Here is a 24,663-nt window from a genome sequence, read left to right as displayed (position 1 = left end):
CTGGCGGAACTCCTGCTCAAGACCGAACGGCTCGACGAGCTCGAGGCCCTACTGCCGAAGCTCCCCGAGGCGGCGCGCGCCTTGTTCCAAGGCCTGGGGCTCAACCGCCGCGGCCGCTACGCGGAGGCCTTGGCGCACTTCGAAAGGCATCCCTGCGCCGAGGATCCGCGCGGGCTGCTCGGCCGCGCGACCGCGCTTTACCACAACGGCCGCGGCGCGGAGGCCCTCGAACTGCTGCAAAAGGTCCGCCCTCGAGAGGAAGGAGCCCCGGCGGCGTCGGCCGTCTGGAACAATTTCGCGGGCAACCTTCTGCTCTTCGAGCGCCGCCTGGACGAGGCGGAGGCCGCCTACCGGCGCGCCCTCGACGGCGCGCGGGATGCCGGAGCCGCCGCCCTGGAGGCCTTGGTCTCGATGAATTTGGGCAACGTCCGGCAGGCGAAGGGCGACTGGCGGGAGGCCCTGGAGGATTACCTGCGCGCCTGCGAGCTCTACGAGGCCCTCGGCCTCTCGATCGACAAGGCCCGGGCCGAGCTGAACTTGGCCGGCCTGAAGCGCTTCTCCGGCCAACTGGAAAAATCCCGCGAGTTGATCGAAAGCGCGGAGGCCGCGCTGCGCACCCGCCCCCATCCCCAGCTGGCCTCCTACGCACTCCTGCTGCGGGCCGACCTGGCGAAGAAATGCGGCGACTTCTCCGAGGCGCTCCGGCTGCTCGAGGCTGCCCCGGAGCCAAGCCTCGGCGGCTCCGAACGCGGCGACCGCCTCGCCGCGCTGGCCGAGATCCATTGGGCGACGGGAGACGACGCCCGCGCGGCCGAGGCCCTGCGCGAGGCCAAGGCCTGGGCCGAGCAATCCGGCGACGCCCTGCTTGAGCAACGCGTCGAATTTCTCTCCCGCCTCCTGGCCGGTTTTCAAACCGGCGCGCTTCAGGCCGAGCCGATCGTCTTCGCCGCCGAGGCCCTGCGCGGCCAAGGCGACGTCGAATTCGTGCTCGACAACCTGCTGCGCGGCCGCGAGCGCGCGCAAAAACTCGGCCTGGCCTGGCCCGAGACCTTGCGCCGCTGGGCCCTCAAGCTCGCGGAGGTCGCCGAGGCCGCCCTGCCCGGCGACGACCGCGCCTTTTTCCGACAACTCCACCGTCCGCTATGGGAGCAAACCTCCATGACACCTCTTCCAACGGCGACACCCGCCCCTTCCGCCCGCGACCCTCGCCTCGAATCCATCCTCGAATGGGTGCGCGAGCTCACCGGAGAGCTCGACTTGCGCGCGCTGACCGAGAAGATCCTGCAAGGCCTCTTGCAAGCGACCGGCATGGAACGCGGCTTCGTCATCCTCCAGGAGGACGAGCGGCTCGCCGTGATGCAGTCCCATCACATCCGTCCCGAGGATTGCCGCGAGGACGGCGAGGAGGCGCTCAGCTGGTCCCTGACGCGCCGAGCCCTGGCGCAAGGCCGGCCGCTGGTCACCGCCGACGCCCAGCGCGAGGCGGATTTCAACCTCACAAGCAGCGTGAAGGCCCTGGAGCTGCGCGCCGTCATGGTCCTGCCCTTCCAGTATCGCGGCCGCCCGCTCGGGGCCGTCTACCTCGACAGCCGCCGCGCCGCGGAGCCCGTCCAGGCGCCAGACCTTGCCTATCTGAGCGGCCTCGCGGACATCCTAGGCCTCGCCGTCCGCAACGCCTCGCTCTTCGAGAGCCGCGCGCGGGAGCTGAATGCGGCGCGGCGGGCCTTGGAGCGCTCGCAGGAAGTGCTCGAGCTGAAATACCAGTACCGGAACTTGATCGGCCGCGCCCCCGCCACCCGCGCCTTCCTGCAGCGGGTCGATCGCGTCACCGAGGTGCGGGCCCCCGTGCTAATCCTGGGCGAGAGCGGGGTCGGCAAGGAGCTCGTCGCCCGCGCCGTGCACTTCAACGGCCCGCTAAAAAAAGGGCCCTTCGTCGCCGCCAACTGCGGCGCGATCCCGGAAAACTTAGTCGAGAGCGAGCTCTTCGGGCATGAGCGCGGCGCCTTCACGGGGGCTTTGGAGAGCCGACCCGGCCTCTTCGAGCAGGCGCATCGCGGGACTCTCTTCTTGGACGAGATCGGCGACATGCCGGCCGCGATGCAGGCCAAGCTGCTGCGCGTGTTGCAGGAAGGCGAGCTGCGGCGCGTGGGTGGCGTCGCCGACCGGAAGGTGGAAGTGCGCGTCATCGCCGCCACGCACCGTAATCTGAAGGAGGACATCCGCCAGGGCCGCTTCCGCGAGGACCTCTACTACCGGCTCGCCGTGGCCGAGATCCGCATCCCTCCGCTGCGCGAGCGCCGCGAGGACATCCCGCTCCTGGTCGACCACTTTTTGGAAAAGTTCGCGGCGCAAAACGGCGGCGCCAAGAAGGCGATGGATCCCCGCGTCCTCGGCGCGCTGTTGCAATACGAATGGCCGGGCAATATCCGCGAGCTGGAAAACCTCGTCTACAATCTCTGCATCTTCTCCGCGGGCGACAAGATTCTGCCGGAAGACCTGAGCCAACGCCCCGAGCTGGCGGCCCTGCTCGACCGCCCCCTCCCCCCGCCGCCGGAGCGCCGGCGCCGCACCGCCGACCCCTTGCGCGAGGCCCTCGACCGCGGCGAGATCAACCTCTCCGAGGCGAAGCGCCGCTTCGAGCGGGAGGAGATCGTCCGCATCCTGACCCTGCACGAGGGCAAGGTCGGCGAGGCGGCCAAGCACCTGGGCATCCCTCGGCCCCAGCTCTCCCGCCTGCTGGGCTATCACCGCCTCCCCAAGGGCAAGGACCGGAAGTCCTTGTAACACTTTGTTACCGGGATGGGCCCCTACCGAGCCCCCCGCCTACCGGCATATAAATTCCCTCTCTATTTCAACCTATTAGAATCATTGGCCTACCCTTTGCTCCAGTCTTCGTACAGGTCCGCAAGGGACCGCCCGGGATGGGGAAAAATGGAGGGGAATATGAAAAACCAAACCAGCCCGCGCCCGGGCAAGACGGGCGCATTCCTGTGGAGTCTCGCCTGCATCCTGGGGTGGGCCGCCGCCTCGCACGCCGCGGACGGCAGCGGCTTCGCCACGGCGGTGCCCAACACGGTGCAAAGCGGCTCCAGCGGGAACGACTTCACACTGCAATACACGGCGACGGAGGATATGGGCGACGGCTCGGTGCGCATGACGGTGCCGAACGGTTTTCCCGATCCCAACGCCAATAACACCACGGTGACCGTCGTCGACGGGATCAGCGCGGACGTCCTCGACGACTTGGAGGCGACGCCCTTGCTGACGGGGACTCCCGGCTGGAACGCCGACGACGGCTTGCCCATCGTCAACATCGTCTCGGTGGCCTCGGACGCCGGGGAATTCCACGAGGGCGCGCGCAGCCTGGAGGTGAACTTCCTTGCCAACCTGGGCCTCTTCACGCCGAGCGTCTGGTACAACTTCGACGCGGCGAGAAATTGGGCCGGCTACACGCACTTCTCCTTCCGCATCAAGCTGAGCACCGTTCTTTCCGGCACCCTGGATCTGGGTGACGGCGAATTGCGAATTTCCGAAAACGCGGACCTTGGCGCTCCTACGATCTACGACCTGGAAAATTCGCAAATCGACACTATGCTTCTGGAGGACGGTGAATGGGCCCAGGTGACCGTCGACCTGACGAGCGCCCCGCCCGCGAGCCGCGACGCCGTCCTCAGCTACGGGATCAAGTTCCCTTCGCTGACCCTGGGCGTCGCAACCAGCCTGAACCTCGACTACTTCCTCTTGGGCCCCGGCAGCCCGATCTTCAGCGGCCCGACCGCGACGCAGCACCTGATCTCGCTGGACGACGGCGGGACGGTGACATTCCAGTATGACGGCGTCACCGCTCCGTCCCAGACCGGCACCTACGTCGTCGAGTTCTCCAGCCGCAGCGACGCCGGAGGGACCCTGACGCCGATCGGCGATTCGCCCGAGATCCGCGTGGTCGACGTCAACACCCAAGATTGCCGTGGGACGGACGCGGACTCCGACGGCGGCACCGAGGTGGCCTGCGACACCGACGGCGACGGCTGCTTCGGCGACGCCTATTTCGATCCGGACGGGTCCTCGGTCGCCTGCATCAACGTGGACGGCAACAACGACGGCTGCCCCGACTTCTTCATCGACGTCGACGGCACCGGCTGCGCCCAGGAATGTCCCGACGTCTTCTGGGATCCGACGCAGCAGGTGCTGAACGGCATCGACGAGCGGGATCTCGACGTGGACGGCGACGGCACCGCCGATCAGGTCTGCGCCTACGACTCGGACGGGGACGGCGACGACGACAGCTTCGTGCAGCCGGATCCGGAGAACCCGAACGACGGCGGCATCGGCGGCGTGGGCGGCGGACAGCCCAACCCCTTCTTCGAGGGCGGCGGCTGCTCGCTGCGTCCGGACCGGGGCTCGGCGCCCGCGAGGCTCAATCTGGCGATCGTCTCGATCCTGACCGGTCTTGGGATGGCGGGTCTGTGGAGGGGTCGCATCATTAAGAGGAACGCTTAAACCGTTCCCCTCCCAACAGGGCGCGGGGCCATGGTCGCATCCTTGATCATGGCCCTCGTCCTTTTTTCCTGCCGCGTCTCAAGACATCACATAAACCGTCTTGACGTTGACGAACTCCCGGATCCCGAAGGCCGAGAGCTCCCGGCCGTAGCCCGAGGCCTTCACCCCGCCGAAGGGCAGGCGGTTGTCGGATTTTACCAAGGCGTTGACAAAGCAGGACCCCGCCTCCAGGCGCTCCCGCGCGATGCGCTCGCCCCGGGCGAGGTCTTGGGTGAAGACGCAGGAGCCCAGCCCGAAGCTCGTGGCGTTGGCCAGCTCGATCGCCTCCTCCTCGTCGCGGGCCGGGACGATCGCCGCGACCGGGCCGAAGGTCTCCTCGTCGAAGGCGGCCATGCCGGGACCCACCTGCGACAAGACCGTCGGCGGGTAAAAGGCGCCCGGTCCGCCGGGAATCGTTCCGCCCAGCAACAGCCTGGCGCCCTTGGCGAGGCTGGCTTCCACTTGGCGCTGCAATTCGTCGCGAAGGTCCCGGCGCGCGAGCGGACCGACCTGCGTCGTCTCGAGAAGGGGATCACCGACGACGGCCTCCCGCATGGCCGCGACGAACAGCTGTTCGAAATCCCTTCGGACCTCCTCAACCACAATGAAGCGCTTGGCGGCGATGCAGCTCTGTCCGGCGTTGATCAGACGCGACTGGGCCGAGACGCGGGCCGCGAGCTCGAGGTCGGCGTCGGCCAGAACGAGGTAGGGATCCGAGCCGCCCAGCTCGAGGACCGTCTTTTTCAAAAAGCGCCCCGCTTGGGCGGCGACCTCCGCGCCGGCGCGGCCGCTGCCGGTCAGGGTCACGGCCCTAATTTCCGGCCGCGCGATCAGCCCCGCCACCCGGCCGCTGGAAATCAGCAGGCTGCGGAACAGCCCCTCGGGCAGCCCGGCCTCGCGGAACAGCGATTCGATCGCCAGCGCGCAGCCCGAGACGTTGGAGGCGTGCTTCAAGAGCGCGGCGTTACCCGCCATCAGGGCGGGGGCCGCGAAGCGAAAGACCTGCCAGAAGGGAAAATTCCAGGGCATGATCGCCAGGACGGGGCCCAGGGGCTCGAAGGCGACATAGCTCTTCGCCGCCTCGGTGGGGGCCGGCTCGGGGCGGAGGAAGGCCTCGGCCTGCGCCGCGTAGAACTCGCAGCCCGCCGCGCACTTGTCGAGCTCGGCGCGGCCCTGGGCCAGGGGCTTGCCCATCTCGAGGGCCATGAGCCGCGCCAATTCCTCCCGCCGGGCCAGCAAGGCCTCTTTCACGGCCAGGAGGGCCCGCGCCCGCTCGGCGAAGGGCCGCCCGCGCCAGACCCGAAAGGCCGCCGCGGCGCCCCGGACGGCCGCGTCAAGCTCGGCCTCGGAGAGCTCGGGGTATTCGCGCAAGACTTCGTCGGTGGCGGGATTGAGGGAAACGAGGGGCATCCTGCATCCTTTTTCAAGAGGTTCCGTCATACATTATAAAACACCCCCAACGGAGGAAATATGAAAACCTTCAAGACCGAAAAACGCATCCACATGGGCCTCACGACCCGTCATTTCGACGAGAGCCTGGCCTTCTACCGGACCCTGTTCGCGGCGGAACCCGTGAAACTGAAGCCGGGCTATGCTAAGTTCGAGCTGGAAGAGCCGCCGGTCAACTTCACCCTGACCCGGCGGGAGGGCGAGGGCCCGGCCTTGAGCCACCTGGGCATCCAGGTGAAGTCGCGGGAGGCCGTCACGGCCCAGGAGCGGCGCCTGCAGCAATCCGGGCTGAAGACCCGCGCCGAGCGCGACAGAACCTGCTGCTACGCCCTCCAAGACAAGGTCTGGGTGAAGGACCCGGACGGAAACCCCTGGGAGACTTTCGTCTTCCTGGAAGATCGCGAGGCCGCGAATGAGTCCGCAACCTGCTGTCGCTGAGCTCTACCCGAAGATCGAGCGCTTCGTCGCCCGGCGGGTGCGCCATCCCGAGGACCGCGAGGACCTGGTCCAGGAAATCTTCCTTAAGATGAAGGAGAGCCTGGACCAGTTGCGGGACGAGGAACGCCTGCTCCCCTGGCTCTACCGCAGCGCCTACCATCGCGTCGTGGACTACTATCGCGCCCGCGGCAAGCCCCCTCCCCCGCCGGAGGCGGAGGGGGACGCGGAGGAGGAGGGCAACCGCAACGCGGAGGTCGCCGGCTGGCTGCGTCCCTTCGTGGACAGCCTGGGTCCGGAGGACCGCGAGATCCTGGTGGCGATCGAGTTCGAGGGCCGCACCCAGAAGGAGGCGGCCGCGGCCCTGGGCCTCTCGCTCGCCGCCGCGAAGTCCCGTCACCGCCGCGCCAAGCAGCGCCTGCAGGCGGCGCTTCGCGCCTGCTGCGAATTTCACTTGGATCGGCGCCGCAACATCACCGATATTCGGGCCAAGGGCGAGTCCTGCGCCTGCGGCGACAAGCCCTCGTGAGGAGGCGACATGAAGAGCCGAGCACAGATCCTCTTTCTCGCAGCCGTCCTGGTCTCGTGTCTACCCGCGCCCCGGGCCGCGGCGGCCTTGAAAAACCGGACGGTCGATTACGTCTACGGGGGCAAGACTTTCCAAGGCTATTTGGCCTGGGACGACGCGGTCGCCGGCAAGCGGCCCGGGGTCCTGGTGGTCCACGAGTGGTGGGGCTTGAACGACTACGCCAGGTCCCGCGCCGACCAACTGGCGAAGGCCGGCTACGTCGCCTTCGCCGCCGACATGTACGGCGGCGGCAAGGTCGCGGCGCATCCCGACGAGGCTGGCAAGATGGCGGGCGAGGTGCGCGCGAACGTGCAGGAATGGCTGGGCCGCGCCGAGGCGGCGCTGCAAACCCTGCGCGCGCAGCCCATGGTGGATCCGGCGAGGCTGACGGCGATCGGCTACTGCTTCGGCGGCGCGACGGTCCTGCAGCTCGCCTACAGCGGCGCGGACCTGAAGGCCGTCGCCAGCTTCCACGGCTCGCTCTTCCCTCCCGAGCAGCCGGAAAAGATCAAGGCCAAGATCTGGATCTTCCACGGCGGGAAGGATCCCTTCGTGAAGTCGGAGACGCTTCAGCAGGTCCGCGCCGCCCTGGAGCAAGGCAAGGTCGCGGCGCGGATCGTCGTGTATCCGGACGCGGTGCACGGCTTCACCGTGCCCGGCTCGGAGCGGCACGGCCTGAAGGGCGTGGCCTATGACGCGGAGGCGGACCGGAAGTCTTGGGCGGAGTTGCTTTCGATGTTGGAAGAATTATTTCCGAGGCAATCTCCGCGTTCTTGACCTGCGTCGGTCAAGGGGTTGTCCATGATGACGATCTTCATTTTGCGTAATTTCAAGAAAACTGATTTTTGAATCTACGTAATTTTAAGAAATCATTCTAGGCCTTCTTCGGTGTTCGGCCCAAGGATTTTTTCTTTTCCCCCCGCCGCCCGAATTGACCCTACCCGGAAATCCCCATTCCGCGTACACTTGCGGGTAGAGGCGCCATGCATCGTAAAATTTTGCCATTCGCATTCTGGCTTGGAATCACGCTGTGCGTCGCCGGCCTTTCCGCCCAAGAGGGCCTTTTCCCCATCCACGCCCCGCCCTACACCCGCGTCCAGGCGGAGGGCGGCACCTTGCGAGGCGACCCGCGCAAGGGGGAATACCTCCTGAGCCTCCCGGCCTCGCCCGAGGCCAACTCCAAGGTACAGGCCCGAGGCCCCTTCGGCGTGAGTCTCGTCGAGGAAGTCTCGGCCGGCCGCAAGGAAAAGGCGATTCGCTTCGGCTCCGGCGTGATCTCCAACCGCGATCCCAATCCCTCCGCCCTCGCGGTACTGCCGGAGCTGTGCCCGCGGCTGCGCGTGGCCGAGACGGAAGAGGACGCGACATCGGAAGCCGGCTTTCGGTTCGTCTACCGCGGCGCCGAGGACGCTTTGAATCGCCGCCCCGTCTTCCAGATGCAAGACCCTGACGCGATGGAGGGCGCGCAAGCCAAGACCCTCTCAGCCATGGACGGACGCAACGTCCTGCTGCTGAAGAAGGTCCGCATCACCTACGATTACGAGGACTCCCACATCGTCGACTACGAGAGCTATGATCCCAAGACGGGACGCCGGGACACCTTGCATGAGGGCATGGGCGGCTTCTACGCCAACTTCCACTACGCGATCGTCCCCTACGCCCCGGAAATCCCCGAACTGCCGCGCCAAGTCCTGCTCAGCCTCGCCCAAGGGCGCCTACGCGCCATCGGCCGCGAGGCCCTGCGCCCCGAGCTCCGCGTCCACGCCTTCCTCCCCGGTCCCTTCCTGAGCAAGCGGCAATGGAACTATCCGCTCTGCGAATGGGGCGACACGGAATTCCAGGCCCCCGACCAAAGCCTCGACTACGAAGAGCTCGCGCTTTGGGACTGGGATTACCCGGTGAAAAACCGCGATCACATCCTGCTCATCGTCTGGGAGGAAGACGAGGAAGCGGAATGGATCCGGCAAGGCCGCATCCCCGCGAACCACCTGATGGACGACTTGGTCGGCGTCTTCGAGATCCGCCGCGAAGACACCTTGCGGGCGCAGACCCTCCGATCGCCGCGGGGGGACTTCGAGATCACGGTGGAGACGGGACACCTGGCGCCCGCTCTGGCCCGCCAGCCTTGACTCCCCGGCCTACGACTTTGCCGCATCATGTCATGCGCGGGAAATATTTTCCTCCCATTCACAACCCGGCTATGGTCTAGAGGCGATAACGACGCTAACATGGGGGCACAAATAACTCTCAGGAGTCCCATGTTCCAGTTTCGTTCCGGCTCGTTCTTTCGACTCGCCGCCTTTTCCATCTTCTTGGCCGCCGCCCAGCTGCTCGGCGTCAACGCCGAGGCCACGACGCCTGCGCCGCCGACCAACCCTTCCGAGCAATGCCAGGTCATCCTGAAATACGAGGGCCTCTGCAGCAATTCGCGGCCCAATTCCTGCCTGAGCCGGCCGGGCGTGGATTACTCCGGAAATCTCGCGCAGCAAAAGATCTGGGACGACTACTACTGGCTTTGCGTCAACACCCCCGGCAACGTCGCCCAGCGCTACAGCCACGAATGCCTCCAAAAGCTCGGCATAGGAGCCAGCTGCACGTCGACGGTCCCGGCTCTGGTGGAATACCAAGCGGTCACCACTCGCTTCGCCGAGGCCCAGGTCCTTCGCGAGGAGCCCAAATACGAGGCCGTCACCCAAGTCAGCGCGACCTTCTGCACGATGCTCGCGGACACCGGCGAGACCATCCGGAAATACCACCAGGCCTGCGGCGACGTGCCGGCGGCCCAGTGCTCGAAGCCCGAGGCGGGGATCGCCGAGTTTCAAGCGGCCTGCGGCACGAAGAAGCCCTGCGAGTGCGTGAAGGCCTTCGGCTGTCGGGCGGACTACTGCCCGACGACTCCCAGCCCGGCGACTCCGGCCGCGCCCGCTCCGCCTGCGGAACCGGCCCCTCCCGCCGCGCCCGGGGAGCCCGCGCCGGGCGGCGACCGAGCGCCCGGCGGAGGCGGCGGGCTGCCCGTTCCCGGCTCGGAAGCCGGAAACGATAATTTTCTACAGGGCGCCCCCGACGCGACCACCCCCGACAAATCCGGCGACGCCGCGGCGAGCGGCAAGGCGGCGGGCTGCGCGCTTCATCCCGCGGCGAAAACCCGCGCCGATCTTTCTTTCCTGGGGTGGTTTATGGGGGCCCTGATTCCGATCCTGGGGTTACGGGGGCCTTATTTTTTCAGATCCTTGAGCCAGCGGTAGAAGGAACTGCGGCTCATGCCTAGACGTTCGGCCGCCAAGCGCTTGTTGCCGCGGCATTCCGCGAGGGTGGCCTCGATCTCCTCGAGGCCCGGCATAAAATCCGCGTCGGTCAGACCGTAGCGGCGGATCTTTTCGAACAACGTGCGCCGGTGGATCTTCAGCTCGCGCGCGGCCTCGATGCGATTTCCCAAATGCTTGCGCAGCGTCGCGACGATAGAGCGCTTCTCCATCAGCTCGCGCACCGCCGCCAAATCCGCCACGTGCGAGGCCGGCAGGGGCGCATCGGCCTCGCGCGGCGCGGCTTGGGCGGTGCGCCACTGCGACAGCTCCTGCTCGAGGCGGCGAATCCTCTCTTTCAAGGCGCGGTTTTCCGCCCGCAGGCGCTCGAGGTCGGGAGAGTCCCGCGGGGCGGGAGGAACCGCGATCACCGGCGGGGGAGACGACTCGGGGACAATTTGTGGAGCGACCTTTGCTTCCTCGAGCGGCGGCCGGGTAGCTTCGGCGGGCGGCGCGGGCGGCTTCGCCGCGGCGCGCGGGGCCGGCGCGGTTTTCGGGACGACCGGCGCCGCCGCGGGGGGCAGTTGTGAAAAATCCGGCCGCAAGGCCTTCGCCCGCGCCTCCAAGGCGGCCGCCTCGGCCTCGCGCCCCCAAAGCCGGGCGGCGCGGGCCAACCATTCGCAGCTCTCCGCCGGCGGCCACAGCAGGTCGCGGAAGGGCGCCTCGGTCCCCGCCCAGGCGGCGAGCGCCCCTTCCCACTCCGAGAACTCGGAGGGCGGAGTCCGCGGCGCCTGAGTCAAGGCCGCCGCCAGCTCGACCATCGCCAGAAGCCGCGGCGGCCCCTCTTGGCTTCGGGCGCGCACCTTCAAGACTCGAAGCTCACGGCCCAGGGACGCGAAATCGCCCTGCGCGAGGTACAGGCGCAGCTCCTGCGCCGAGGCCCAGATCAAGCGGCGCAGGTCCTTCTGCGCGCTGATCCGCGACTTGCCTCGGTAAAAGAGCTCTTTCGCGGCGTCGAAGCGGCCCAAGCGCAGGGCGATCAGGGCGGCGGCGAGATCCAGGCCCGCGGGGTCGCGCGGTTCCTTCGCCGCCGTCAAGTCTTGCAGAATCTCCCAGGCCTCTTCCGTGCGGCCGTGACTGCCCAACAATTCGGCCAAGCCCAGGCCGGCGGCCTCGCGCAGCGGCGCCGCTTCCGATTCGCGGAGCAGGCGCCAGGCCTCCGCGTACTCCCGCAGGGCCCGCGTCGCATCGAGGCGCGCCTCGGCCGCGGCGGCCTGCTCGAGATGGAGCTCGGCGGCCAACTCCGGGTCTTGGTTGCCTTGCAGGGTCTCCTCCGCGCGCCGCAGGGCCGAAGCGCGGGCCTCCGCCTCGCCGGGGCCGGCATGCAGGCGCAGCTCCGAGAGGGCGGCGAAGGCCTTGAGCCGGGGATCGGGACGCGAGGCCAGACTCGCTTCCATCTCGCGAAACGCCCGCTGCGCCGCCGTCTCGTCGCCGCCGCGGCGCGCCGACTCCGCGCGCAGATACGCGATCCATCCGGGATAGGCCTCGCGCAAGGCGCCGGGCGCCGCCTCGATCAGGTCGCGGCCTCGAGGGTCCCCCGCCTGCAGCAGGTCGAAGGCCGCGCGGAAGTAAAGCGTCGCCTGCCGCCGCGACACCCGCTCGTAGATCCAATCGGCGATCGGCGCCGCGGTCTCCGGCGGGGCCCCGGCGCCCGGGATCTCGGCCAAGGCGGCGCGCACGTCCGCGGGGCGCGCGCAGGGATCGGCTTGCAGAAGTTTGCGCAGAAGTTCGTTCAGGGGGGAGGGGGTCTTCGGTACCAGCGCCGCGACGCGGCCGCCGCGGTGTAGATCGATCCAGGCCCCGATGCCGTGGATCCGTTCGAAGGCCTTGGGGCTGCGCTGCAGCAGAATCAGACAGGCAAGGGCGTAGAGATCGGCGCGGGCGTCGAGCGGCGCATCCTGAAAAAATTCCGGCGCAACGGCGACGAGATTGGCGGGGTGCACCCGAAATCCCAGCGGCAGGTCGGGAAACAACGCGAGGTCGGCCAAGACCAGGCGCTCGCCGCCCTCCCCGTCCGAAGTCAGGATCCAGGAAAGCGGACCCTGCGCCAGATGCCAAAGCCCCGCGTCGTGATGGCGGGCGAGAATCTCCAACGCCTGCCGCAGCCATAACAGATAAACCTCGTCGCGCTGGGTCTCGGCCACCTCCGACAGGAGCCGGCCGGAGACGTGTTCCCGAACCAGCAGGCCTTGGTCGCCGAAGGCGATCCACTCCGGCGCCTCGCCGCGCGCGGCATCCTCGAAGGCTTGCAAGGCCTCGAGCTGGCGCACCAAGCCGACGTCCTCGCGAAGCCCGGGACTCCACAGGGCCTGCACCCAAACCTCGCGCCGGCGCTCCTGATCCTCCGCGGCCCAGAGGGTGAAAACGGGGTCCTCGAAGAGCCGTCGTGGGTTTTGAAAACGGTCGGCGAATAGCTCGAAGCTCATGGCACCTCAGGGTCGTCAATGGGGCCTGGAGACATCATTATATAGAGAATTTCCGGGGGGCCCCGACACACATTTCGGGCCCCAAGGGCCTCAGATTAGCGATTCGAAGCGAAAATGCAATGATTTCAGGCTCCTTAAATGCCGCTCCCCCTGATTTTCCTGGCATATCTCTTGCTTATTCTAGGGGTGGGTAAAGGGTAGGTACACTCCGGCGACGTGTGCCTTCTCATGAGGACAGAGGCGGCACATGGTTCCACCGAAGGTTACAAATAACGAGAAGTCCTTTCTCGACTGGGCCCCGGGCCAGGACGCTGCGCCCGCCGACGGCCAAGATTGTTCCAACTGCCATACCTCTCCCCAACCCCAGGGAAAATTTGGTTTTCAGAACCAGCCCAATCCCTTTTTTCTGGATTACGCTAAGAAATCGAATTCCATCCTAAGCCCCCAGGACTCCGAGGCCATCCAGGCCTGGCTCGCCGGGACCTCCGCGTCGGCCGATCCCGCAAATCCGCCCGCTGCGAAACCCGCGCCCATCCAACCGACCGCCCCCACCGACGCCGCCGGCCTGGGCGATCACGCCAAGGAATTGGAACGTCAGGCGCGCCTCAGCCTGGATCCCGAGAAGAAATTGGCCTTCTACCAATCGGCCTTGGGACTGCGCCTGCTCGCGGGCGACGCCAAGGCGACGACCGCCGTCCTCGACGAGCTGCAGGCGGCTTACAAAAAATCGGGCCACGCGGCCGGAGAAAAATTCGTCGCCGCGCTCCGCCTCTGGGCGGACGGCAAGGCCGAGGAATCCCTCAAGGCCCTGGCCGAGATGGAGAAAGACGTCCAAGGCTCCGCCTACGCCTTCTACCAGGCCTACGGCGCGCAGCGCTCCCTTCTGCTGCAGGTCGCGGCAGGAGAAAAATTAAAACAGAACGACTACCCCGGCGCCAAGACGCTGCTGCTGGAGGCCCTGCGCCTCACCCCTTCGGACCGACTCACCTCGCGAGTCTTGAAGCTGATGGCCGAGCACGGCGAGGCGGATCTTTTTAAACAAAACCTCCGCCTCGCGGACCTCGAGGCGCAGCGGGAAAAGCTGACCACGCCTCCGGTACGCTGCAACGTCGGTTGCCACAGCGGCAACGAGCCGGACCCTTTCAAGGATTTTCCGGATTACGGCCCGCTCCTGAAGGACGAATTCGGCCGCCCCCTCTTCCAGGGGCCGGACTTAAGCGCGTACCGTAAATTCACCCATCTGAGCCACGCGCAAAAACTGCAACTCCATGACCTCGACCAAGAGATCGGCGAGCTGCGGACGAAATACCTCCGCAGTCTCGAGGAAGTCCGAATCCTGCTCTTCACCAAGACCCTGGACGATCCCAAGGCCGACTTGGCCGTCCTCGAGGAAAAGGCGCTGAAGGACGCCGTCGCCTTCACCGGACCGGATCGCTCCCTGCCCTGGCAGTTGGCGGGCGAGGCCTACCTGGCGAAGCAGGATTACGCGAAGGCCGTGAGCGCCCTCGAGGCGGCGGTCGCCCAGGACCCCAGCCTAGTCGACGCGCAGTTCGCCTTGGGCAAGGCCCGCTTCGCCGCCGGCGACTTCCAGGGCTCGCGCGACGCCTATTCGGCGGTCTTAAGCTCCCAGCCGCGGGACACGGTCGCCATGCGCTTCCGCGCCGACGCCGACGCCCATTACCTCGCAAGCCTCGACCCCAAGAAAAACGCCGACGAGATCGCGAAGGTCGAGGCCGAAATCGCCTCGGACCGCGCCCTCCTGCTGGCCCTGCTCAACGCGGGCGAGAAAGAAAAGATCGCCGCGCTCGGCACCCAGCTGGACCTGCTGCGGGCGGGCGGCGAGGCTCCCCTCGAAACGCGCAAGGAAACCTTGGCGATGGTCGAGCTGATGGCCAAGCAATACCTCGCACTGGCCGAGACCCCGCGCGCCAACGTCGACGAGGCCGAGCTTGTCCGCAAGGAATTGAACGGCCTCGCGGCGAAGACCTTCGAATTGCTCGCGGGCTTCGCGAAGGACGATTCCGACCCCGAGATAAAAAAACGGGCGGGGCTTTACACGGGTTACGCCCTCTTGGCCGAAGGAAAGACCGACGAGGCGGTCCAGCACTTCGAGCCGCTGCGCGCGGATATTCCGGAGATCGACAAGATCCTCGGCGTCTTGGAGAAAAACAAGCTGCGCATGGTCAACTTGGCCGCGCTGGACGCCTGGGCGACTTATAACAAGGAAGGCGCCAGGGTCCAAGGCGAGGCCCAGAACGGCATCTTGGGCGACATCCTCGGCGGCCTTGAGTCGCTGGGCCGCGACGACGGCAAGGACTTCCGCGACGACACGCAGGCTCGGTGGAAGGGGCAAGTCGCCTTCGTCGCCGAGCTGCGCTCGCGCATCGAGTCGGGCAAGGCCGACACCATCCTGCAGGCGATGGAGCAGATCGAAAAGGACGGCCCCGAGTCGATGAAGGCCGAGGCGCGCTACTACATCAATTACGAGGACAAGGTCGTCACCGGCTTCCCGTTGGGCGCCTTGGTTCATCTGGTCGACAAGCTCCCACCGGAGCCGGGCGAGGCCGTGACGCTCCTCAACAAGACTTGGGACCTCGAGCGGCAGAACCCTGCCGTCGAGACGCCCTACGCCTTCTACACCCTCGTAAACTTCCTCGACAAAGAGGCCTGCTTCAACGGCACGGCGCGCGAGCACATGGACGCCCTCGAGGGGAACGGCAGCTTCGGCCGCTCGGCCTTCAAGTTCATCACCTCGATGAGTCCCGAGTCCTTGGCCATCGACGTCCTGATCATGGTCGGCTCGGCCGGCCTGGGCAACTTGGCCAAGCTCGCGGCCCTCTCCCGCCTGGAGAAGGCGGGGGTGACCGGCTACAAGGCCCTCGTCCTCGCCGGAGCCGTGGGCGTGGGCGTCGAGGGCACGGCGCTCTGGGCGGCGAATTTGACCAAGGAGGCGATGGTCAAGGACCCGAGCAAGGTCTTCACCCAAGAGCACATGTTGAAGAGTTACGGCGCCACGCTGATCATGATCGGCGGCCTCAAGGGTGCGGGCAAATTGGGCGAAAGCGTCGCGCCGCGTGCCGCCAAGAGCCTGGGCCTCGTCACCGAGGGCGGCACGAAGCTGACCGCGGGCGGCAAGGTCCTGACCTGGTCCATCGGCCACGGCACCGGCCTGGCCGGCATGATCGCCACCAGCCACGTCAACCAAGGCCTGGGCCTCACGCCCAAGCCGGTCGGCGGCTGGAAAGAGGGCCTGGTCCACGACGTCTTCGGCTACGTCCAGTTCGCCGTTGCCCACAAGATGGCCAACGCCGCCTTCTCGGGCAAGCTGAGCACGATCAGCAACAAACAGCACAGCGAGATCGCCGTCCGCGAGGCCATCCTCACCGCAAAATCCTACGCCGACGCCCTGGGCTTCCGCGCCACGCGAAACGCCAAGGGCGAGATCGTCGATTCCCCGGCCCGCAAGCTCGTCGTCGGGATGCTGGTCGACGCCTCGCTCAACAAGGTCGGCTTTTCCGGCGGCAAGCTCGCCAAGCTGGTCGAATCGCGGCAATTCGCCAAGGCCAACGAGTACCTCGCGGAGTTCGGCCTGCCCCTGGAATACGGTAAATCCGGCCAGCTCTTCGCCGTCGCGCGCGGCGAGACCGCGCCTCACGCCGCTGCGGGCATCCCCGCCGGCAAGCCCAAGCCGCCGAAGCCAACGGCGGGCGAGCTCTACGCGAAACAGCTCGCCGAGAAGGCCGCCGCTTGGATGGACAAGGCCGCGGAATGGCTCTTCGGCCCGCCGAGCGACGGCGGCTTCGGCGGCATGCAGCCCGCCTACGCGGGCGCCTACGGCGCCGCCAAGGTCCGGGCCCCGAAGGCGGAGCCCAAGAAGGGCCCCGACGTCGTCATGATGGCCGACGGCAGCGGCTGGGGCGGCGGCGCGCACAAGTCGCTGGAAAAATTCGAGGGCGCCCTGGTCGAGAAGGATATCTTCGACATCTCCCACAACGGCACGCCGGGGAAAAATCCCAATGCGGTCCGCGTCGGCCTCGAGGGCAAGGAAGGCTTGAACAGCGTGGCCGAGGCCTTGAAGGGCGAAATCCCCGCCGAGCTGAAACGCGTCGAGGTCCTGCTCGGAAAGGAAATCGGCCTGAACGACTTGGCCGGCCTGATCCAGATCGCCAAGGACAAGGGCCTCGACCTCTACGTCTACGATCCGGCGGACACGACGAAGCCACGCTACCAAATGGTCGGCAAACGCTTCCTAGTCCCCGACGAGGCCGCGGCGCGGCGCCTCACCGAGGACACCCTGAAGAGCGGCCAAAACGCCGAGATCGCCTTCAGCGAGGGCAGCAAGACGCTGGTCAAGATCGAAGGCGACAGGATCCAGGTGAATTTCAAGGCCAAGGACAAGGGCGAGCAGGTCGAGATGCTCGCGGGGCTGCTCAGCGGCGGCGTCCAGGGCAGGCGCAACCTCACCCTGGAATGGGGCGGCCAGACCTTCAGCGTCCGCAACTCGGGCGGCCGCGTCGAGATCAAGGGCTCTGGCGGGGAAGTGCTTTCTTACGTCCCGGCGAGCGGCAGCTACCGCCCTCGCCTGGAAATCCAATTGCCGAAGGGCGCCGACCCCGAGCGCGCCGCCGTCCTGCTGCGCGTCGCCGGAGACTTCGAGCCCGCCCAGCTGAAGGGGGCCAATGTCCTCGTCGAGGGGCTGGACTTGAGCCTGGGCGGCCCGGTCAAGGGCAACCTCTCCCAGCTGATCCAAAAATCCCTTTGGGGCGAGGCCGCCTCGCTGCAGGTCGGAAAGGGCAAGGACATCTTCCTCGACACCGCCGTCAAGGGGACGGGCCTGACCTACAACTTCAGCACCAAGTTGTCCTTCGAGCAGGGCCACGGCTACCTGGCCGAGCACCTCGCCTTCGAATCGGCGAAGGCCCTGGGCGCCGCGGGACCCGCGGACGCCAAGACGACCCTGATGCAGCGCCACTTCCGCTCCGCCGCGCGGGAGGTTTTGGAGCAGCACCTGGCCGCCTCGCAACAGCTGCAAAAGCTGCGCGAGGCCGCGGCGAAGGGCGACTCCCGCGCCGCCGCCAAGATCCCCGATCAGGTCGCCAAGCTCGCCCAATTTCAACCCTTCGTGGACGGGAATTACGGGATCGCCTGGACCGCCGCGGCGGAGAAGATGGCGGACTTCGCCGCCAAACCCAAGCAACGCGAGCAGCTGAACGCGGTGCTGGAAAAAATTCGCGACTTCTCGCAGCGCGACGCGAACGCCTTCCTCGAGTTCAAGCCCTTCGACGGCCGGGCCTATGCCGACAACGCCTTCGAGATGACGCGCCTCTTCGCGGAGGCGCGCAACATCGCCTCGATCCCGCTGCCGCAGGTACTCGACCAAATCGCTTCCCTCTTTGGGCGCGAAGGCAAGGTCGAGGTCTACGGGGCCGGCGTCGGCATCGTCTACAAGGCCAGGGTCCTGGGCGACAAGGCCGCCCAAGTCGAATTCGAAAGATTTCAGAAGATGAAGGAAGAGGCCGTCGCCTCCGGCGAGGGCTACCGCTTCTCGATCATTCCGGAAGACCGCACGCAAGGCGCCGCCTACGGCACCGACAAGTTCACCAAGACCCCCGAGTGGATCGTGGAAAAACTCGACGCCGACGGGAGAACGACCCGCCTGGCGGCGGTCGAGGTCACGACCCGCGACGGCAGCCTGGTGAACGCCCACGAGATCGACAAGGCGATCGCCGACAAGGTCTTCCAGATCACCGGGCACGAGTTCGGCAAATCCCACAATCAGGGCGACGGGGTGATTGTCCTCAGGCTTTACAAGGCGGCGGGCCGCGAGGAGACCTTGATGCAGATGGTGACGGAGGCCCTTAGGACGGAATACCGGGCGAACGCCTCGAAGGCGAAGGCCAAGGAAAAGATCCGCGTCATGGTGGTCTTCGAGGACGCCTCTTTCCCGGGCGGCGCGAAAACGCGCTGGTTGGATCATCAACGCAACGGCGAGTGGGTCGAGCGCGAGGCCAGCGGCGCCGCGGAAGCTCAGGGGAATACCTGGGCCGAACCTTTCTACAAGGCCATGAACTGGTAGTCCATTATTCGATCGGAATTTCGTCGCGCTCCGGGGCCCCGAGCTTGCTGAGTCCCAGTCGATGCGCCATGACGAGGAAATGGGCCCCTTGCAGGCCGCCCGACGACATCCCCTCCACGACCACCGCGGGAAGATCGCCGATCTTTTGATGCCACTCCCGGCGCTCCGATTCGCTCAGCGGCCGGAACTTGTCGGGGAAAAAGTTCTTCGCGTGAAATTCGTAATTGTGGATCAACCCCTTCGAATAATCTTCCCAATCCTCCGGCGAATATTTCTCGCGGGCCCGGCTCGCAAGCGCCGCCTTCAGGTCCGGATCGGAGGCTGCGGGGGAGTCTTTGGAGACGACGCCTAACTTGACCAAGAGGGCCTTGGCCAAGACGGGGTTGACCGCGGCGTAGTAGTTGAGCTTTCCGTAAAAATACCCCGGCAGGCCGCGCAGGCCGGCGCGGAAGGCCTCTGCCTCGCGCTCGGTCACGGCGACGCCCAGGCGCTGGGCCCAGTCGCGCCAGAAAACCTCGACCTTGGCTCCTTGATGCCCGGGATCGAAGGCCGCGCCCAGGGTCTCGGCGATGTCTTTTTCGCTCATCGAACGCCTCCCGCTCATGGGCGCCGCGTCGTTAGCCTGCGGCGCCTCGGGCAACTGCGATCTTAGCACCGCGACCGGGGCCCCGGCCAAGGGATTTCGGGAACGATGGGCCTCGGCCAACATCCCCGCCACCCGCTCGGCGACCTGATGCGGATCGACTGCCGAGAAGCGCAGGGCCTTCAGCGCGGACTTGGCGTCGGAGGGCGCCTGCAGAAAGGCGTGCAGGCCCAGGAGCACTCGGTTCCGCACATCCGGAGAGGCCTCCCACTCCAACAGGAGCCGCTCGCGGCGCGCGGCCTCGCCGCCGATCTGCAGCTCGATCAAGGCGCTCAGGCCCTGGGCCATCGTTGAGTCCACAAAACTGCGCCGCAGCTCCTGCGCGAAGGCCAGGTCCGGCTTCGCACCCTGCAAGAGGCGCAGGGCGGCGTAGGTCGCCACCCGCCAGGCCTCGCGCAGCTCGGGGCTCGCGTTGGAGTCCAGGGTCGTCAACTCGCGCAGGGCGCGCGCGGGGTTGCCGCGGTTGGCCTCGAGGTAGGCCGGCGACCAGGGCGCTGGGCGTGATCTGGTTGGCGAGCGCACGGCCCGGCTGGCGGATGTAGGTGGCGCCCACCGCCAGCAGGTAGCTCTCCATGAGGTTCTCGGCGCCGGGGGAATTTATCGGGCCGAAGACCGCGAGTCCCTTCAAGACCGCCTCGACGGTCTCGGCATCGCCGCGCTGGTCGAAGAGCGGGGCGTAGGCCGGCGGACGGACCGAGCGGCCGATGAACTCCGCGCCCTTTTGCAAGGCGCGGATGCCGTCGAGCGGCAGGGGGGCCGCGTCCTGCGCCAACGCCGCCAGGCCCGGCAGCTCCCAGGCCGCAATGGCGCCGACCAGGGCTTCGCGCAGCCGCGCGTAGCGGACCTCATCCAACTTGGCGGACGAACGAGGCGCCTCGGGTTCGTCCAAAATCTCGCGGAAGCGCCGCAAGGCCTCCAGGCTTCGCTCGAGCTTCTCGACCTTGAGGTCGAAGTCGGCGAAGGCCTTCGCCCGCGCCTCCGGTACTTCCCCCGCCAAGGCGGCCTCGCCGCGGGCGCGGAACTCGTGCAGGGACTTGAGACTTAAGTCGAGGCGATGGAGCGAGGTGCGGAGGTTCCGCCGCAGGTCTTTCCATTCCGCCGGCGAGACGCCGTCGCGGCGCCCCTGCTCGATCAGGACCGAGATCTCCCAGATCGCCTGCACGGCGCTCAGCTCACCGTTGTGAAAACGCTCCTCGTAGCCGGCGCGGAAGGCGCGCCAGGCGGGGGCTTCGGGCTTCACCGCGCGCAGCGGGGAAATCTTCGGATTGCCGTGGGGGTTGCCCGTGAAGGCGAGGGAGCGGAGGTCCGCCAAGGAGTTCTGCAACTGGATTTCCTTGTTGAGAAAATCCGTCATCTGCCGCAGGGCCTCGGGCTCGCGGCGCGTCGGCACCGAATTTAATACAACCTTGGTCATCCATTCCGGCGCAAAGGCCCCCTTGCCGTGCAGGGCCCCCTGCAGGGCGCCGGCCAGCGAGACCGCGTCCTCGCGGACCCCCTCGGGGGCCTGGAGCGCCAGCTCGAGGGCGGCGCGAGGCGCGAAGGGATGGCGCAAAAAGGCCAGCAGGGCGTGGCCGACGGCGGCCAAATCCCCCGCCTCGCCCAGCTCGCGCGCCGCGATCCCGAGATCGACGGGTTCGCGCCGCGCCAGGCGACGCACCCGCGCGACGATCGCCGAGGCCTGCGGCTCGATCGCCCACTCGGAAGGAAAGCCCGTCCCATGCAGCGCCTTGCCCAGCCACCAGGCCGCGACGCGCGTGGCCTCGCGGGTCTCCGGCTCCATGAAGATCTCCAAGGCCCGAATCTTTTCGAAAAAGACGCGGGCGTCGCCGCGATAGGCCGCGAACAGGGTCGGGAGCTGCACGCCGATCCAAGTCTGGAAGGGATCTTGATAGGTCCCGCCCCAGCGCAGCAGCTCGCGGGGCGAGACCTCGCGCGCGACCTGATCCCGCATCTCCTCCCGGCTCGGATAGGCCCGGTGGATCAAGGTCTCCGCCGGGTCCCAATCCCGCCCCTCAAAATGCCTGAGCTCGGCGAAGAGCCACTCGGGAATCTCGCGGTCTTGCGTGCGGCCGGAACCCCGGTCGAGCAGGTTCCAAGGGTGGAGTTGGAATTCCCGGACGGTCTGCATCTCTTCGGGCGTGCCGCGATAGGCCTCCTTGACGCCGATGCCTTGCAAAATCCCCGCGAGCTTGGCGAAGGCCATCTCTTCGGCGAAGGCAAGGCGGCCCTGCGGGGCCCAGGAAGGGGGATGCCCGGCGAGTTCCGTGACCCGCCGGTGCAAAAGATCCAAGGCCTCGTGCATCGCCTCCGGTTTGCCCTCGGCGACGGCCTTCAAAACCGTTTGCGCCCCGACGTGGATACGGCGGGAGAATTCCACGAATCTCTGAAGCTCGGCGCGGCTCTTCACCACCTCCGCCTGGAGGGACGGCGAACCCGCGGCCAAGGGGATCCAAGCCTCATAGCTGTGCGAGGCCTGGCGGTAGCCCTGCAGGAACCGGTCGTAGGTCGCGAGGATCTCCTCGCGCAGGCCCGCCATCTCCGGCGCGGCGCCGCGACCCTGGGCGTGGTGAATAAGGAAGGTCTGCACCTGCGCGCTCAGCGAGCGCAGGGCCGACACCGCGGCGGCGACGGCGTTCTTCTCCTCGCGCAGCTTTTGGCGCACCTGCTCGGCGAAGGCCTTCGGGTCGTGGAGTCGCGCCTGCTCGCGGGCCTCGGCCTCGCTGAGACGTCCCTCGCCGGGCCCCACCGGCCGCAGGTGAGGGGCGGAGCCGTTCCGTCTCCGCGTGCCGTTCCCGTCGCCGTTTTGGTTTTCGCTGAGCAGGGGCGCATTAAAAATTTCTTCCAGCGTCGCTCGCGATCGTCCGCCCGGCGCGGCGGCGAAGGCCGGGGTTGCGCCGAGCGGCGTGCCGTCGAGGAAGCGGCTTGGGCCCCGACCGAGACTCGCCGCGCGCAGGTCCAGCTCGCGCTGCCGCGCCGCGAAGCCCGGGCCCAAGACCCGCTCGGCCAGGCGCCCGCCGGCGACGAATTGGAAATAGGTCGAAAGGCTGTCGACGAGCAGGGTCGCGTCGTCCAGTCGCGGCCGCAAGCCGAGCGACTCCTCGAGGCGGCGCGAGGCGACGATCCCGGCGAGCATGCCGGCCTGCGGGATCGCCGCTTGGGCGAAGCGCGTCGCCGCGCCCAGCTCGGGGGCGAGCCCCCCGGCAAAGGCCGGACCTCGCAGCCCTTGGACGGCCCTGGCGCTCAAGAATCCCCCGCCCTTCAGGCAAAACAGCGTCACGCCGGTGGCGGCAAGCTCGTGGCCCAGCGTCGCCGCGCGCCAATCCTGCGGGCTTCCGCTCAGCTCGCGGCCCAGCTTGGCGGTGAAGACGAAGGCCGGCACCTCGACGCCCAGCCCCGCGCCGGAGGCCAGCAGGCCGGAAACAAGCGGTTGGGAGAAAAATCCCCGCGCGCCGTTTCCCGCCAGCCGCGACAAGACGCCGAGCCGGGCCGTCTTGTAGGCGAGGGAACCCGCGCCGAAGCCGGCGATCATCCAAGGATCGCTGGCCTCGTGGGCGAAGCGCCGCAGCAAGAATTCGAAGCGCGGTGCGCCGGCGCCCTGGCCGACGAGGGCCCGCCACTCCGCCTCGGCGCGGGCGCTCAGCCCGGCTAGGCCCGGACCGAAGAGGGTCTCGGCGTCGGCAACCGCGCGGAGGATCGCGTTGGCGGCCTCAAGGCGACCCTCGCGCTCCCAACGGCGTCCCAGGTTCAAGGACTGGGATAAAAACAATTGGGGATCGGTTTCTTGAAACAACTGGCCGAGCTCGAGGAGGGCGGCGTCGCCGAGCCGCGCGGCGAGGCGCTCGCGAAACTCGGAGGGCTGACGGGCGAGCAGCTCCTGGAGAGATGCGGCGGGGGCCTGTTGCAGGGCCAAGGCCAGGGAACCGGAGTCCTGGGCGGAAGGCGCCGCGATCGAGTCGAGAAAATGGGCGAGGAAAAGTCTCCCGGGTGCGGGGGCGCTGGGGCCGTCCTGTTTCAATCCCGCGGGGCGCGGGTCGGCCTGCGGGCGCGGGAGCGCCGCCGACGGATGCCCAGCATCCGGAAACCTGAAGTGCCCCCACGACATGTCGTTTCCTAACTAGTTGATATTAATAAATTAATTAATGTAATTCGAATAAGATACTATCGTCGTTTTTCCCCGCGAGTTGCGTTGCTCGAGGAAGAAATAGATGGCTTAAAGCCGATGGGGAATTTACAAATAAAGCGATGAGCCCGCAACGCCCGCCCCTCGACCAAGTCGCCGCCGAGATCGCCCTATTGAGCCGCGAGCTGAGCTTCGCCGGGACCTTGCTCTACGAGGGGCTGGAGAAGCCGATGCACGCCCTCAAGGCGGGCCGCTCGCCGCGGGCCCTGGGCCTGGCGGATCAGGTGCAGGAGGCGGAGTCCCTGCGCGGCAGCGCCGCCGAGATCTTGGGCGAGCTGCGACTGAAATCCGCGGACTTCGCCCAGTACGGGCGCGACTTCCCGACGCCGGAATTCCCCGAGCTCGTACGCATGGCCGAGCGCGAGTGCGCCTTCTGGCAGGCCTTCTGCGAGCGCAGCCAGATCCTGTTGAAAAAACTCGCCTTGATCGCCGACCTCGAGAAGCTCAGCCCGCTCGGCCGCGCGCCGATCCAGGACGCCTGGGACGAGGTTCGGGCCCTCGCCGCGCCCGCCGCGGCGAAACCGGAATAGTTTCGAAATTTATGGATTCGGCTCGGGCGGGAAGGCCCGGATCAGGAAGGCCTCGGCCTGTCCGCCGGAGGGCAGGAGGGACTCGGGAATCACCTTGCGTCCATAGGCCGCGCCGAAGAGACTCACGGCGACGCTGGGGTGATAGCCGGGGGCGCCCGCTTCGCGCGCCGCCTGGAGCAGCTCCGTCAGGCGCGCCCCGTCCCCGCCGGCGCGGAAGAAGAGCAAGAGGCCGCTCGCGAGGTAGTCCGGCGCCGTGGGATGGACGCCCAGCTGCTGCAGGCCGATGCGCAGGTCGTCCTGCGGGTCGCGCAGGGCTGCGAGGTGGAGGAAGCGGTCGTGGAAGGCCAAGGACTCCGGCATCGTCTTGAGCAGCTCGAGTAAATCCGGGGCGCGGGGCCCTTGCTGAATCAGGAGGTTGACCGCCTGGGCGGTCAAATTCATCGCCGCTCGGGTCTCCTCGCCGGCGCGATAGACCTCGGAGATCCCGGACAGGCTCTCCTGCAGATCATGGGGCT

The 24,663-nt window shown here is 67.4% G+C and carries 12 protein-coding genes and 1 pseudogene; 9 read left to right on the top strand and 4 right to left on the bottom strand.

The window, feature by feature from the left end; genetic code table 11:
- Both FBR05_10575 and FBR05_10570 read left to right on the top strand, forming a co-directional pair.
- On the top strand, positions 1–2,784 hold a 2,784-nt coding region (locus FBR05_10575; protein ID MDL1872636.1), incomplete at its 5' end, for a tetratricopeptide repeat protein.
- Positions 2,785–2,943: 159 nt separating this feature from the next.
- Positions 2,944–4,500: a hypothetical protein gene (locus tag FBR05_10570; GenBank protein ID MDL1872635.1), complete on the top strand. Its 1,557-nt coding sequence runs from the start codon at positions 2,944–2,946 to the stop codon at positions 4,498–4,500.
- Positions 4,501–4,578: 78 nt separating this feature from the next.
- Here FBR05_10570 and FBR05_10565 read toward each other — a convergent pair whose 3' ends face one another.
- A complete protein-coding gene (locus tag FBR05_10565; protein MDL1872634.1) occupies positions 4,579–5,949 on the bottom strand; it encodes an NAD-dependent succinate-semialdehyde dehydrogenase in 1,371 nt (456 codons plus the stop codon).
- A 60-nt stretch (positions 5,950–6,009) separates the two neighbouring features.
- Here FBR05_10565 and FBR05_10560 point away from each other — a divergent pair, with 60 nt between their 5' ends.
- The 4 genes from FBR05_10560 (at position 6,010) to FBR05_10545 (ending at position 9,120) form a co-directional block, all read left to right on the top strand.
- On the top strand, positions 6,010–6,426 hold the full coding sequence (locus FBR05_10560) for a glyoxalase/bleomycin resistance/dioxygenase family protein (protein ID MDL1872633.1): 417 nt from the start codon (positions 6,010–6,012) through the stop codon (positions 6,424–6,426).
- Positions 6,401–6,952: a sigma-70 family RNA polymerase sigma factor gene (locus tag FBR05_10555; protein ID MDL1872632.1), complete on the top strand. Its 552-nt coding sequence runs from the start codon at positions 6,401–6,403 to the stop codon at positions 6,950–6,952. The genes FBR05_10560 and FBR05_10555 overlap by 26 nt, the downstream gene beginning before the upstream one ends.
- A gap of 9 nt (positions 6,953–6,961) precedes the next feature.
- Entirely contained in the window at positions 6,962–7,768 is an 807-nt protein-coding gene (locus FBR05_10550; protein ID MDL1872631.1) for a dienelactone hydrolase family protein, read from the top strand.
- 206 nt (positions 7,769–7,974) lie between these two features.
- Positions 7,975–9,120, top strand: coding sequence for a hypothetical protein (locus FBR05_10545; protein ID MDL1872630.1), 1,146 nt, complete (start codon positions 7,975–7,977; stop codon positions 9,118–9,120).
- A 791-nt stretch (positions 9,121–9,911) separates the two neighbouring features.
- Here the strand turns inward: FBR05_10545 and FBR05_10540 are convergent.
- Together FBR05_10540 and FBR05_10535 are read right to left on the bottom strand one after the other, a co-directional pair.
- A pseudogene (locus FBR05_10540) lies at positions 9,912–9,998 on the bottom strand (DUF732 domain-containing protein).
- Between the two features lie 207 nt (positions 9,999–10,205).
- Entirely contained in the window at positions 10,206–12,719 is a 2,514-nt protein-coding gene (locus FBR05_10535; GenBank protein ID MDL1872629.1) for a hypothetical protein, read from the bottom strand.
- 247 nt (positions 12,720–12,966) lie between these two features.
- Between FBR05_10535 and FBR05_10530 the strand changes: the two genes are divergently transcribed.
- Positions 12,967–18,795, top strand: a complete 5,829-nt coding sequence (locus FBR05_10530) for a hypothetical protein (protein ID MDL1872628.1) — start codon at positions 12,967–12,969, stop codon at positions 18,793–18,795.
- Positions 18,796–18,799: 4 nt separating this feature from the next.
- Here FBR05_10530 and FBR05_10525 read toward each other — a convergent pair whose 3' ends face one another.
- Positions 18,800–19,381 carry a hypothetical protein gene (locus FBR05_10525; GenBank protein ID MDL1872627.1) on the bottom strand — a complete coding sequence of 194 codons (582 nt, stop codon included), beginning with the start codon at positions 19,379–19,381 and terminating at the stop codon, positions 18,800–18,802.
- 2,891 nt (positions 19,382–22,272) lie between these two features.
- Here FBR05_10525 and FBR05_10520 point away from each other — a divergent pair.
- Positions 22,273–22,473: a hypothetical protein gene (locus tag FBR05_10520; GenBank protein ID MDL1872626.1), complete on the top strand. Its 201-nt coding sequence runs from the start codon at positions 22,273–22,275 to the stop codon at positions 22,471–22,473.
- Positions 22,474–23,680: 1,207 nt separating this feature from the next.
- The gene (locus tag FBR05_10515) at positions 23,681–24,148 is read left to right on the top strand and encodes a hypothetical protein (protein ID MDL1872625.1); all 468 of its coding nucleotides are present in this window, start codon (positions 23,681–23,683) and stop codon (positions 24,146–24,148) included.
- Positions 24,149–24,663: the final 515 nt, after the last annotated feature.

Source organism: Deltaproteobacteria bacterium PRO3, from assembly GCA_030263375.1.
Taxonomy (GTDB): Bacteria; UBA10199; UBA10199; order DSSB01; family DSSB01; genus DSSB01.
The sequence above is the reverse complement of the archived record's forward strand: the minus strand, read 5'-3'. Positions and strand labels throughout refer to the sequence as shown.

Coding starts and splice junctions, on each gene's coding strand:
- FBR05_10570 (MDL1872635.1), top strand. CDS start 2,944: ATGAAAAACCAAACCAGCCCGCGCCCGGGCAAGACGGGCGCATTCCTG.
- FBR05_10565 (MDL1872634.1), bottom strand. CDS start 5,949: ATGCCCCTCGTTTCCCTCAATCCCGCCACCGACGAAGTCTTGCGCGAA.
- FBR05_10560 (MDL1872633.1), top strand. CDS start 6,010: ATGAAAACCTTCAAGACCGAAAAACGCATCCACATGGGCCTCACGACC.
- FBR05_10555 (MDL1872632.1), top strand. CDS start 6,401: ATGAGTCCGCAACCTGCTGTCGCTGAGCTCTACCCGAAGATCGAGCGC.
- FBR05_10550 (MDL1872631.1), top strand. CDS start 6,962: ATGAAGAGCCGAGCACAGATCCTCTTTCTCGCAGCCGTCCTGGTCTCG.
- FBR05_10545 (MDL1872630.1), top strand. CDS start 7,975: ATGCATCGTAAAATTTTGCCATTCGCATTCTGGCTTGGAATCACGCTG.
- FBR05_10535 (MDL1872629.1), bottom strand. CDS start 12,719: ATGAGCTTCGAGCTATTCGCCGACCGTTTTCAAAACCCACGACGGCTC.
- FBR05_10530 (MDL1872628.1), top strand. CDS start 12,967: ATGGTTCCACCGAAGGTTACAAATAACGAGAAGTCCTTTCTCGACTGG.
- FBR05_10525 (MDL1872627.1), bottom strand. CDS start 19,381: ATGAGCGAAAAAGACATCGCCGAGACCCTGGGCGCGGCCTTCGATCCC.
- FBR05_10515 (MDL1872625.1), top strand. CDS start 23,681: ATGAGCCCGCAACGCCCGCCCCTCGACCAAGTCGCCGCCGAGATCGCC.